Origin of the sequence: Streptomyces sp. NBC_00569, assembly GCF_036345255.1 — a bacterium.
Lineage (GTDB): Bacteria > Actinomycetota > Actinomycetes > Streptomycetales > Streptomycetaceae > Streptomyces.
Window position 1 is genome coordinate 6,818,155 of the sequence record NZ_CP107783.1, and the last position, 12,272, is coordinate 6,830,426.

The 12,272-nt window shown below is 72.9% G+C and carries 11 protein-coding genes and 1 riboswitch; of the genes, 1 reads left to right on the forward strand and 10 read right to left on the reverse strand.

Going from position 1 to position 12,272, the window contains the following annotated elements; genetic code table 11:
• Positions 1–72: 72 nt before the first annotated feature.
• Positions 73–1,317: a cytochrome P450 gene (locus OHO83_RS30635; RefSeq protein WP_330280030.1), complete on the reverse strand. Its 1,245-nt coding sequence runs from the start codon at positions 1,315–1,317 to the stop codon at positions 73–75.
• Between the two features lie 222 nt (positions 1,318–1,539).
• Here OHO83_RS30635 and OHO83_RS30640 point away from each other — a divergent pair, with 222 nt between their 5' ends.
• The gene (locus OHO83_RS30640) at positions 1,540–2,709 is read left to right on the forward strand and encodes a steroid 3-ketoacyl-CoA thiolase (protein ID WP_266670066.1); all 1,170 of its coding nucleotides are present in this window, start codon (positions 1,540–1,542) and stop codon (positions 2,707–2,709) included.
• A 100-nt stretch (positions 2,710–2,809) separates the two neighbouring features.
• On the opposite strand, the gene OHO83_RS30645 is transcribed toward OHO83_RS30640, so the two are convergent.
• The 9 genes from OHO83_RS30645 to OHO83_RS30685 form a co-directional block, all read right to left on the reverse strand.
• Complete coding sequence (locus tag OHO83_RS30645) at positions 2,810–3,217, reverse strand: transglycosylase SLT domain-containing protein (RefSeq protein ID WP_266670064.1); 408 nt, start codon at positions 3,215–3,217, stop codon at positions 2,810–2,812.
• Between the two features lie 328 nt (positions 3,218–3,545).
• Positions 3,546–4,430 (reverse strand): ECF transporter S component, encoded by an 885-nt coding sequence (locus OHO83_RS30650; RefSeq protein ID WP_330280031.1) that lies wholly within the window; start codon positions 4,428–4,430, stop codon positions 3,546–3,548.
• Entirely contained in the window at positions 4,427–6,106 is a 1,680-nt protein-coding gene (locus OHO83_RS30655) for an ABC transporter ATP-binding protein (RefSeq protein WP_330280032.1), read from the reverse strand. The genes OHO83_RS30650 and OHO83_RS30655 overlap by 4 nt, the downstream gene beginning before the upstream one ends.
• Positions 6,103–7,305, reverse strand: coding sequence for an energy-coupling factor transporter transmembrane component T (locus OHO83_RS30660; protein WP_329435437.1), 1,203 nt, complete (start codon positions 7,303–7,305; stop codon positions 6,103–6,105). Before OHO83_RS30660 ends, OHO83_RS30655 begins: the two co-directional genes overlap by 4 nt.
• Positions 7,306–7,327: 22 nt before the next feature.
• Entirely contained in the window at positions 7,328–8,017 is a 690-nt protein-coding gene (locus OHO83_RS30665) for an SCO2322 family protein (protein WP_389567536.1), read from the reverse strand.
• A complete protein-coding gene (locus OHO83_RS30670; RefSeq protein ID WP_330280033.1) occupies positions 8,014–9,219 on the reverse strand; it encodes a prenyltransferase/squalene oxidase repeat-containing protein in 1,206 nt (401 codons plus the stop codon). The genes OHO83_RS30665 and OHO83_RS30670 overlap by 4 nt, the downstream gene beginning before the upstream one ends.
• Positions 9,220–9,365: 146 nt before the next feature.
• Positions 9,366–9,424: riboswitch (cobalamin riboswitch) on the reverse strand.
• A 137-nt stretch (positions 9,425–9,561) separates the two neighbouring features.
• Entirely contained in the window at positions 9,562–10,755 is a 1,194-nt protein-coding gene (locus OHO83_RS30675; RefSeq protein WP_330280034.1) for an SPFH domain-containing protein, read from the reverse strand.
• Positions 10,756–10,803: 48 nt separating this feature from the next.
• Positions 10,804–11,031: a hypothetical protein gene (locus tag OHO83_RS30680; RefSeq protein WP_266740325.1), complete on the reverse strand. Its 228-nt coding sequence runs from the start codon at positions 11,029–11,031 to the stop codon at positions 10,804–10,806.
• A gap of 155 nt (positions 11,032–11,186) precedes the next feature.
• Positions 11,187–12,224 (reverse strand): MBL fold metallo-hydrolase, encoded by a 1,038-nt coding sequence (locus OHO83_RS30685; protein WP_329435440.1) that lies wholly within the window; start codon positions 12,222–12,224, stop codon positions 11,187–11,189.
• Positions 12,225–12,272 lie beyond the last annotated feature (48 nt).

Consider the following 12,272-nt stretch of genomic DNA (forward strand, 5'->3'; position numbering starts at 1 on the left):
GCGCAGGGAGGCAGGGGCGTGGCGTGGGGAGATGGCCCCTGCCTCCCTGGGCCGGCGTGCGGCCGCCCGGGGTCAGCCGGTGCTGACCTGGAGTTCCTTGATGCCGTTGAGCCAGGCCGAGCGGAGCCTGCGCGGGTCACCGGTCAGGCGGAGGTCGGGCATGGCGTCGGCCACGGCGTTGAAGATGAGGTTGATCTCGAGTGTGGCCAGCGACTTGCCGAGGCAGAAGTGGGGGCCTCCGCCGCCGAATCCGAGGTGCGGGTTCGGGTCGCGGGTGATGTCGAACTCGTCGGGGCGGTCGAAGACGTCGGGGTCGTGGTTGGCCGACGAGTAGAAGATGCCGACCCGGTCGCCCTTCTTGATCTGCGCGCCGCCGAGCTCGGTGTCCTGGGTCGCGGTGCGCTGGAAGGAGACCACGGGGGTCGCCCAGCGGACGATCTCCTCAGCCGTCGTCTCCGGGCGCTCCCGCTTGAACAGCTCCCACTGGTCGGGGTTGGTCAGGAAGGCGTGCATGCCGTGGGTGATGGCGTTGCGCGTCGTCTCGTTGCCGGCCACGGCGAGCAGGATCACGAAGAAGCCGAACTCGTCCGAGGAGAGGTTCCCCTCGTCCTCGGCCGCCACCAGCTGGCTCACGATGTCCTTGGCCGGGCACTCCTTGCGGGCGGCGGCCAGGTTCATCGCGTAGCTGACGATCTCCATGGCAGCCTCGGCGCCGACCTCCTCGGTGATCGCGTACTCCGGGTCGTCGTACGCGGCCATCTTGTTGGACCAGTCGAAGATCTTGGCGCGGTCCTCCTGGGGGACGCCGATCAGCTCGGCGATGGCCTGGAGCGGGAGTTCGACGGCGACGTTGGTGACGAAGTCGAAGGAGCCGTCGGGCGCGGCGTTCGCGAGCGCCGTCTCGACGATGGAGCTCGCACGGGTGCGCAGGGCGTCCTCGAGCGAGCGGATGGCGCGGGGCGTGAAGCCGCGCTGGACGATCTGCCGGACCCGGGTGTGCTCCGGCGGGTCCATGTTGAGCATGATCAGCTTCTGGACGTCGATCTGGTCGCGGCTGATCGACTCGTTGAAGCGGATGACGGCGGTGTTGAGGTTCGAGGAGAAGAGCTCCGGGCGCGTGGAGACGTACTTGACGTCCGCGTGCCGGGTCACGGCCCAGTAGCCCGAGTCCCCGAAGCCGGAGATGCCGGTGGGCTGGGCGATCCACCGGACCGGTTCCGTCTGCCGGAGCTGAGCGAACTCGGGGAAGGGGACGCGGTGCTGGAGAAGGTCGGGGTCGGTGAAGTCGAACCCTTCGGGCAGCGCTGGGCACGGCATGGGCAACTCCCGGTGACGGTCTGACGGGGCGTCAGCTTGTCGGCACCGTAGTAACGGGTTCTACAAGTGGCAAGACCCGTGGTGCGCCCGATTGCGCGCGTGGTACGTGCACGACCCTTGCGTACCGGGAGTAGCACCGTCGAGACTGCACGGAGAACTGGTACGCGTTCTAGTTCTTACGTCTTCTGGTTCGGTCCGGGAATGTGTGGAGAGGACGAGCTCATGGCCGCGGAACCCGTCATCGTCGAAGCCGTACGTACGCCCATCGGCAAGCGCGGAGGCGCGCTCGCCAATCTTCATCCCGCGTATCTCCTCGGCGAGACGTACCGGGAACTGCTCGGCAGGACCGGCATCCACGCCGACTGCGTCGAGCAGATCGTGGGCGGCACGGTGACCCACGCGGGCGAACAGTCCATGAATCCGGCGCGCACGGCCTGGCTCACCATGGGCCTGCCCTACGAGACGGCGGCGACGACCGTCGACTGCCAGTGCGGCTCCTCGCAGCAGGCCGCGCACATGACCGCCAACATGATCGCCGCCGGTGTCATCGACATCGGCATCAGCTGCGGGGTCGAGGCGATGTCGCGGGTGCCGCTCGGCTCCGGCTCCAAGCACGGGCCCGGCAAGCCGTTCCCCGAGGAGTGGAACGTCGACCTGCCCAACCAGTTCGAGGCCGCCGAGCGCATCGCGCGCCACCGCGGACTGACCCGCGAGAACGTCGACTCGCTCGGCCTCATCTCGCAGGAGCGAGCCGCGACCGCCTGGGCCGAGGAGCGCTTCAAGCGCGAGACGTTCGCCGTGCAGGTGCCCACGAACGAGGACGAGCAGGCCGCCGGGCAGGGGATGTGGCGGCTCGTGGACCGGGACGAGGGCCTGCGCGACACGACCATGGAGGGGCTCGGCGGGCTCAAGCCGGTCATGCCGACCGCCGTGCACACCGCGGGGAACTCCTCGCAGATATCCGACGGAGCCTCGGCGATCATGTGGGCGTCCAAGCGGATGGCACGCGCCCTGAAGCTCAAGCCGCGCGCCCGGATCGTCGCCCAGGCGCTCGTCGGCGCCGACCCGCACTTCCATCTGGACGGGCCGGTCGACGCCACGCGCGCCGTGCTCGGCAAGGCGGGCATGTCGCTCAAGGACATCGACCTCGTCGAGATCAACGAGGCGTTCGCGTCCGTCGTGCTCAGCTGGGCGCAGGTCTTCGAGCAGGACCTCGAGAAGGTCAACGTGAACGGCGGGGCTATCGCCCTCGGCCACCCCGTCGGCGCCACCGGCGCCCGGCTCATCACCACCGCCCTGCACGAACTGGAGCGCCAGGACAAGGAGTTCGCGCTCATCACGATGTGCGCGGGCGGCGCGGTGGCGACGGGCACGATCATCCAGCGGCTGTAGCGAGGGCCCGCGCCGGGGCGGCCGGAACGCACGACGAAGGCGGCACCCTCCCACGGGGGGAGGGTGCCGCCTTCTCAGGTCGGCCGTGGGCCGGCCGGGCTCAGTACGAGCCGGCGGACTGCCAGTGGGTCCAGGCGCCACAGGGGCTGCCGTAGCGCTCGTTCATGTAGTTGAGGCCCCACTTGATCTGGGTCTCGGGGTTCGTCTTCCAGTCGCCGCCGGCCGCGGCCATCTTGTTGGCGGGCAGGGCCTGGACCAGTCCGTAGGCGCCGGACGACGCGTTCTTCGCGTGGGGGTTCCAGCCGCTCTCGTGGGACACGATCTTGTCGAAGCACGCGAACTGTGCGGCGCTCATCTTCTGCTGGGCGATCGTCTTCGGCGAAGAGGTGGCGGCGGCGTTCGACGCCGGGGCGGCGGCCATGACCATGCCGGCGGTGGCGGCGGCCAGGGCGACACCGGCGAGGGCCTTCTTCGGGGCGGCGATGCGGCGGAGGATGGTGACGGACAAAGCGTGAACCTTCCGTGGGGGGCAGGGGCGCTTCGCACGCCCTGCGGCGTACAGAGGCGCCGGGGCCCTGGCGGGGGCCGTCGGCGCCTTGCGACTCCTCCAGGGGAACAGGCTCGGACTCCCGCGGCAATCGCCCCTTTTGCTAGTTGAGGTCGCATGTGGTCGAAATGCCCCCTACGTGACCTGGCTCTCACCGGCCAGGTCAGAGCGTGTTTTGGTGGGGACGCGTCAAGCGATCGCGTCTACGGCCGCGCCTCGTAGGTGACCTGGGTCATGTGGGGTGCTTCACCGCGCGGGCACGCTTCGGTGACGCGGCGCGCGTGAAGCCCTACGGCTCGGTGCCCTCGAATGTGACGGGAGCCTCGAACGCGGCCCGGCGCGTGGCCCGCCGCAGCGCCCTCAGGAGCGCCGGGCCGACGGTGACGGTGAGGACGACGGTGAGGGCCGCCCGGCCCAGGTCCCAGCCCAGCGACGTGGCCAGGCAGTACGCGAGGAAGCGGACCAGGTTCTCGTGCAGCGGGGCACCCGCCTGGAAGGCGACGCTCGACGACAGCGAGTCCAGGAACGGCCAGCCGGCCAGGTTCATGACGGTGCCGTACGCGAACGCGGCCAGGAACCCGTAGGCCGCCAGCATCAGCACCTCGGCGCGGCCGCGCAGCCTCCCCCGAGCTCTCGGCTTCGCTCGAGCAGGGGGGACCCCCATCGCGCCGGGGAGCAGGCCCGCGCCCATCGTGAACCAGCCCATCGACAGCATCTGGAACGGCATCCACGGACCGACCCCGCCCGTGAGCAGCGCGGACGCGAACATGGTCACGGACCCCAGCACGAACCCGAAGCCGGGCCCGAGGACGCGCCCGCTCAGCACCATCAGGAAGAACATCGGCTCGATCCCGGCGGTCCCCGCCCCGATCGGCCGCAGCGCCGCGCCCGTCGCGGCGAGGACCCCGAGCATCGCCACCGCCTTGGGTCCGACCCCGCCCTCGGACACGGCGGCCGCCACCACGCCCACCAGCAGGACGAGCAGCCCCGCGAACAGCCAGGGCGCGTCCTGCGCATGCGCGCTGACCTGCGACGAAGGGCCCGCGAGCAGCGGCCACCCGAAGGCGGCCACCCCTATGGCGCTGACGAGGAGCAGGGCCACCACGGAGCGGGGGCCGAGGCGCACGGCGCGGGCCTGGCGGTCGGGGCGCCCGGTCTCGGGTGCGGTCTTCATGCCCCGTCCTCCGTCGGACCCGCGGGTCCGAGGGCCTCGCGGACCTGCGCCACGGTGAGCCACTTGCCCGGGGTCAGCACCTTGGCGACCTGGGGGGAGAAGGCGGGGGAGGCCACGACCACCTCGGGGGTGGGCCCGTTCGCCACGATCTCGCCGTCGGCGAGGACGGCGACGCGGTGGGACAGCTCGGCGGCCAGTTCCACGTCGTGCGTGGCCAGGACGACGGCGTGCCCGTCGGCCGCGAGGCCGCGCAGGATCGTGACCAGGCGGGCCTTCGCCGCGTAGTCGAGGCCGCGCGTCGGCTCGTCGAGCAGGAGCAGCGGGGGGCGCGCCGTCAGCACGATCGCCAGGGCGAGGGTGAGGCGCTGGCCCTCCGAGAGGTCACGGGGATGGGTGTCGTCCACGATGCCGGGCAGGAGCCGCGAGACCAGATCGCGGCAGGTGCCCGGATCCGCGCCCGCGTCGTGGTCGGCGGCCGCGCACTCGGCGGCCACCGTGTCCGCGTACAGGAGGTCCCGCGGTTCCTGCGGGACCAGGCCGACGCGGCGGATCAGCTCGCGCGGGCCCGTGCGGTGCGGGACCGCGCCGCCCACCAGGGCCGTGCCGGACGACGGACGGACCAGGCCGACCAGGGTGGACAGGAGGGTGGACTTCCCGGCGCCGTTACGGCCCATCAGGGCGACGATCTCACCGGGCCCGACCGAGAGGTCGACGTGGCGCAGCGCCTCGACGCGCCCCCGTCGCACCGCGAGCCCCGCGACCTCGGCCACGGCGGGCACCACCGGCTGCCTGCCGGAACGCAGCAGCGACCGGCGGGAGGCGGGGGAGACGGCGGCCTGCGGCGGCTCATGGGGCTCGCATCCCGCCAGGCGCTCACGCAACTCCCCGGACCCGCGCCGCGCGTCCCGCACCGTCAGCGGCAGCGGTGACCAGCCCGCGAGGCGGCCCAGGTCCACGACCGGCGGGAACACCGGCGACACGGCCATGATCTCGGCGGGGGCGCCGAGCAGCAGGGGCTCGCCCGGCCCTGCGAGGAGCGCGACCTGGTCCGCGTACTGCACGACCCGCTCAAGCCGGTGCTCGGCCATCAGGACCGTGGTGCCGAGGTCGTGCACGAGACGCTGCAGCACCGCGAGGACCTCCTCCGCGGCGGCCGGGTCGAGTGCGGACGTCGGCTCGTCCAGGACCAGGACCCGCGGGTGCGGGGTGAGTACGGAGCCGATGGCGACGCGCTGCTGCTGCCCGCCGGACAGCGTCGCGATGGGACGCTCACGCAGGTCGGCGAGGCCCAGCAGGTCGAGGGTCTCCTCGACCCGGCGCCGCATCACGTCGGGCGCGAGTCCGAGCGACTCCATGCCGTACGCGAGCTCGTCCTCGACCGTGTCGGTGACGAAGTGGGAGAGCGGGTCCTGCCCCACCGTGCCCACCACGTCGGCGAGTTCGCGCGGCTTGTGCGTACGGGTGTCGCGTCCCGCGACCGTGACGCGCCCGCTCAGCGTCCCCCCGGTGAAGTGCGGCACGAGGCCGCTCACCGCGCCGAGCAGCGTCGACTTGCCGACGCCGGACGGCCCCACGAGCAGTACCAACTCGCCCTCGGGCACGTCGAGTTCGATGTTGCGGACCGTGGGTGTCGCGGCCCCGTCGTACGTCACCGAGACGTCCTCGAACCGGATCATGAAGCCTCCTTCGAGGGTGTTTCGGCGAGCGGTGGCGCGGGCGCCACGAACGCGGGGAGCAGCCCGAGCAGCACCCCGGCCGCGGGCCACAGCGGCAGCGTCGGCGCGGCCAGCGGCACGACGCCGGGCGCCAGAGCCGAGGGATCGTAGGAACCGGCCCGGATCATCACGGCGGCGACGGCCGCCCCCGACGCGGCGACGAGCCACGCCCGCACGCCCCACACGTCGGGCCGGTACCGGGTGCGGACCGAGCGGCGCCCGCCGAGCCAGAGCCCGCCGAGCGCGGCCGCCACCCCGGCGAGCAGCACGGGCAGCCCGTACCGCGCGCCGTCCGCGGTCAGCAGCCCGTACGTACCCGCGCACACCCCGACCAGGCCGCCCAGCGTGAGCACCGCGGTGACCCTGCGCACGGCGGCCGGGACCTCGGCCGTACGCCCGTACCCGCGCGCGTCCATCGCGGCGGCCAGCGCCACCGACCGCTCAAGGGCGCCCTCAAGGACCGGCAGACCGACCTGAGCCAGGCCCCGCAGCCCCTTGTCGGGCCGGCCGCGCAGCCGGCGCGCGGCCCGCAGCCGCCGGACGTCGGCGATCAGGTTCGGCGCGAACGTCATCGCGACGACGACGGCGACCCCGGCCTCGTACAGCGCGCCCGGCAGGGACTTGAGGAGGCGGGCCGGGCTCGCGAGGGCGTTCGCCGCGCCCACACAGATCAGCAGCGCGGCCAGCTTCAGGCCGTCGTACAGCGCGAACACCAGGCCCTCGACCGTGACCCGGCCCCCGATCCGCACCCCCTGCGCCCATTCGGGCAGCGGCACCTCGGGCAGGGTGACGAGCAGGTGCGTGCCCGGGATCGGCGACCCGAGGAACACCGCGAACAGCAGCCGGATCCCGATCACCGAGAGCCCCAGCTTCACGAACGCCCCGTACGAGCGCGCCCACGGCGCCGAGGTGCGGCGCGCGGCCACCACGTACCCGGCCACCCCTATGAGCAGCGCGAGCAGCAGAGGATTCGTCGTCCGCGACGCCGCCGTGCCGAGCCCCAGAGCCCAGAGCCACCAGGCGCCGGGATGCAGCGCGTTCGAGCGGTGGGCCCGGGGCGCGGCGAGGGGACGACGGCGCGCGGACGGCCCCGTCCCCGGGTCGCGCGCGAGGCGCGGACGCGGGGCGGGGTGCGGTGTACCTGCGCCGGTGCTGCTCATCGTGTCGTCGTGTCCGCGTCCGTCAGCCGCGCCGGCGGCGGGCCTGCCAGACCGCGGCCGCGCCGAGCACGACGACGACGGCGCCGCCCGCGATCAGGCCGACGGAGGGGCCACCCCCGCCGTCGGACGCCGCCGCGCTGTCCTTCCCGGTGTCCTGGGACTCCGTGCCCTTGGACTCCGTGTCCTTGGAAGAGGACACCTGCTCGCCGCAGCCCGTCTTCGGGTAGCCGGCGATGGAGCACAGCAGAGCCTGGTTGTTGTAGCGCAGCGGCTTGGCGACGGCGGCGAGCGCCTCCGCGCTGGTCGCGTCGTCCGCGACGCGCGCACACGCCGTCCGCGGCTTCGGCGGCGTCTCACCGGACGGCGCGTCCTGCGCCGTGCCGAAGTCGATGACGAGCGCGACCCGCTTCTCGCCGTCCCGTGCCGGAGTGGCCGCGCAGATGGAGTCGAAGGACGCGGCACCGCGCGGCTTCGCCGAGTCCTGCGAGTCCTCGCTCACGGAGAACCGGAACCCCTGGACGTCGCCGTCCGACGGGCGGGCCGTCGACGGGCCCTGCGAGGCGTACGCCCACGCGGAGCCGTCGCGGTCCCAGAACGACCAGTAGCGATAGCCGGTGGCCTGCGCCTGGCCCGCCCCCGCGAGGAGCGCGCACAGCACGCCCAGCAGTCCGAGGACGGTGACGGCCGGACCGCGGCGGCGGCACCTGGTCACAGCTGCTGCTTCTTGCGGCCGCTGAACAGGAAGCCGATGCCGATGCCGGCGACGGCCGCGACGGCGACGACGTACCAGACGCTGATGCCGCCGTCGTCCTTCTTCTCGTCCTTCTTCCCTTCGGCCGCGGCCTTCGTGGAGGAGGGCGCGGGACCGGTCGCGTTCAGGGCCTTCACGAGGTCGGTGCCGCCGAAGTCACGGGGATCGGCGCCGGCCGCGTGCGAGGCGAGGACGAGCTGGGCGTAGGCGGCGGGACCGCTCTGGGAGGCCCACTGCGTGGCGTTCTTCTCCAGCCAGCTCAGCGCGGGGGCGGCCTGGTCGCCGTGGCCCGCGGCCGAGAGCGCTGTGACCGCGTCGGCCGTGTTGCCGTAGTCCGGCTGGTCCTTGGCGCCCGGCATCGACGACATGAGGTGGTGGTCCTTGGCCAGCGCCTCGGTCAGGTAGGCGGAGCCGTTCTGCGCGGCCTGCGCCGCGTCGGGGGTGCCCGAGCCCTTGCAGGACGGGGCCCCGGCCTGCTTCGTGCCGTCCGCGGCGAGGCCCTTGCCGAGCCCGCCGAGCACACCGGCCGCAGTCGCGTCCGCATTGGCCGCGAGCTTCCCCTTCTTGTCCGGCTGGTACGCGAACGCGCCCCCGCCGTCCTTGCCGCACGCGATGGACAGCTTGACGAGCGCGGCCTGCGCCGACGTCACCTTCTCGCCCGCCGCGGCGAGCGCGCCGATCACCACGGACGTGGAGTTCGCGTCACTCGCGCCGCCCGGGTTGTAGCCCCAGCCGCCGTCGTCGCCCCGCACCGACTCCAGCCACTTCACGGCCTTGCCGACCTCGGCGTCGTGCCCGCCGAGCGCGGCGAGCGCCTGCACCGCGGCGCCCGTGCTGTTGGAGTCGACAGGCGTCTTGGCGTCGCACGCCTTGCCCGTGTCGGCGCGGAACGCGGCGAACCCGCCGTTCGCGCACTGCTGCCCGGTCAGCCAGTCCACGGCCTTCGCCGCGGGCTTCACACCGGTCGTGTGCTGGGCGAGCAGCGAGAGCGACTGCCGCCAGACACCGTCGTACGTCGGGTCGGCCTTCCCGTAGAGCCCGGAGGGGATCGCCACCGAAGGGGACGCGGAGGGCGCGGAGTCGTCCGCGAGGGCGGCCGGGGCGGTGGCCATGCCGATGACGGCGGTGGCCGCCACGAGCGCGGCGCTGCGGCGAATGTTCATGGTGGGGCGGGTGCCTCTCCCTGCGGGGAGCCGGGCGGCACGGCACACGCGGGCACCGGGCGGCTCCGGCTCCGTATGCCTCGACGGTGCCGGCCACCGGCGGGGGCCGATGACACGAGCCGGTCACGCGCCGCACGGGGCAGTCCGGCTCACCACCTGCGTGGTTCACGGTTGCGGGGTCAGCGCCGGATTCGCACCGGCTTCCCCCCGAGCGCGCATGATGACGACCCGCCCACTGTACCGGCCCGTAGCCGGCCTCCCCCGGGGCGCCCGGAGGGCCGGGGCGGGCCGAAGCCTGCCCCGGCCCTCCGGGACGAGTGCGCCTGCCGGCGGCGACAGGGTTCAGCGGATGTCGACCGGCCCGTCGTCGCCGTCGCGGCCGTCCACCGGGCTCGACGCCGCCCCCAGGTACCGCTGGATCTCCATCTCGCCGCCGCTCTTCTTGGCGTCGCCGTCCGGTCCGCCCAGGTTGCGACGGACCGAGTCCAGGATGGTCAGACCCTGGCCGACGAGTCCGGCCGCGATCTCACCGAGGCCGTCCGCGCCGTTGAGCACGTTCACGTTGGCGCCCTTGAGGCCGCCGGCCGCCTCCTTCACGATCTGCGGCAGCTGGTCGATCAGCATCCGGTCGAGCGCGACCCGGTCGTACGACGCCGCCGCCGCGGCCTGGATCTTCATCCGCTCGGCCTCGGCGATGGCCATCACGCGGATCCGCTCGGCGTCCGCCTCCGCGGGCTTCACGACCTCGGCCACCAACTGCTGCTGGCGCAGTTCGGCGGCCCGCTCGGCCAGTTCGGTGCGCGCCGCGAGGACCTCCTGCTCGGCGTGCGCCTGGGCCAGCGGCCCGGCCTGGGCGGCCGCCGCCTGCGCGCGGTCCACCTCGGCCTTGTACTCGGCCTGGACGACGGCGGTCTGCCGCGCGTACTCGGCCTGGTTGCGCTGGGCCTCCTGCTGCGCCTGGGTCGAGGCCTGGGTGGCCTGCGCCTGCGCGATCTGGGCCTGCCGCTGGATGGCCGCCTTGTGCGGGGCGGACATCGCGTCGATGTAGCCGGTGTTGCCGTCGTCGATGGACTGGATCTGGAGCGAGTCCACGATCAGCCCGATCTTCGCCATCTCGGCCTTCGAGGTGTCGAGCACCTCGGCGGCGAGCTTCTGCCGCTCGGTGACGATCTCCTCGACCGTCATCGAGCCGATGATGGAGCGCAGGTGACCGGCGAAGATCCGGCCGGTCAGGACCGACATCTGATCCTGGTCGGACAGGAACCGCTGGCCGGCGTTGACGATGGACTCCGTGTCGTTGCCGACCTTGAACGCGATGACGGCGCGCACGGTCAGGGCGATGCCCTGCCGGGTCACGCACTTCTCGACGACCTCGGCCTCGGACATGGCCAAGGACAGAAAGCGGGTCTTGCGGAAGATAGGCAGGACGAATTTTCCGTGGCCCGTCACGACCCGGAACGGCGCTCCCCCAAGTCCCCGCCTGCCACCCGAGATCAGCATCGCCTCGTCGGGAGCGGGAACGCGATATCCGAACATCCTTCAGTCTCCTTAGCGGGCGTCCCCCGTGTCGCCGGAGCCGTCGGCTCATTCGTCGAGCGACGGATCGCTCCAGGCCATGACGACGACCTGGCGGGTGCCGCGGGACTCGATCACCAGGACCGTCGCCCCGCGTTCCAGGGGTTCGTCGGACCACGCGAGAAACGTCTCGCTGCCGCCCCGCACCCGCACCAGTACCTCGCCCGGGCCCTCGGCTCCGCGCGTGGCGATGACCAGCTTCCCCGTACAGCCGACCACGGCCTCGTCCGGCGCCATCGGTGGCCGCCCCCTCGTCGGTCCAGTTCTGAGATGCCAGACATTACGCCTGTTGCCACGCTCGGACCATGCGGCGGAAGGCCCGCCGGGCAGGCTGTTTCGTACGCCCGGTAAAGATCGCGCAACGCCGGTAAAGCGCGGGTCAAGTGCGTAGGTCAGACCGGCGCATAAGTCACCGGGTCGCTCCCGGGGACGGCCTCCGCGCGGCCCAGTTTCACCAGCCGGCGCAAGTGCGCCTCGGCCTCCGAGACCGCGATGGTGCGCGAGCCGTAGGGGATCTGTTCCCAGGGCCGGTTCCACTCCATCCGCTCGGCGAGCTGCCAGGGGGTGAGCGGGGTGGCGAGCAGGGTGAGCAGGCCGGTGAGGCGCTCCTCGTGGTGGTCGAGCAGCTCCCGTACGCGGGCGGGGGCGTCGGTGAACGTGTGCTGGTGGGCCGGGAGCACCTCGGCGGGGGCCAGACGGCCGACGCGCTCCAGTGAGTCCAGGTAGTCGCCGAGCGGATCCGTGACCGTGGCGTCGTCCGGGTCCTCGTAGAGGCCGATGTGCGGGGTGATCCCGGGGAGCAGGTGGTCGCCGGAGAAGAGGCGGCCGTTGCCCGCGAGCCCGGCGGGGTGGTCCTCCTCCAGGTGCAGGCAGACATGGCCCGGGGTGTGGCCGGGCGTCCAGATCGCGCGCAGGCGGCGGCCCGGCAGGTCGAGCAGGTCGCCGGGGGTGATGGTGCGGTCGGGGAGCGCGGGGGCGAGGCCCGGGAGGCTGCGGGCCCTGCCCGAGTCGCGGGCGGCGATCAGCGGCGCCATGTGCTCCTCGGGGGCGCCGGCCGCGGCGAGCTTGGCGGCCATGAACGCGTACCAGCGCTCCGGCGGGTTCTCGCGGGTGCGGCGCACGACGGAGACGTCCGCCTCGTGCATGGCGATCCAGGCGCCGGACGCCTCGCGCACCTTGGCCGACAGGCCGTGGTGGTCGGGGTGGTGATGGGTGATCAGCACCCCCGTCACCTCGCCGACGCTCGTGCCGCAGGCGGTGAGGCCCTCGGTGAGCGCGCCCCACGACTCGGGGTCGTCCCAGCCCGTGTCGATGAGGACGGGCCCGCGGTCGGTGTCGAGGAGGTGGACCAGGGTGAAGCCGAGCGGATTGTCGGGGATGGGCACCCGAAGGGACCGGACGCCTCCACCATGGTCGGTCACCTGCGTCATCGGGCCCCACCTCTCGTACGACGACCTCGAACTCCCGCCACTGTAATA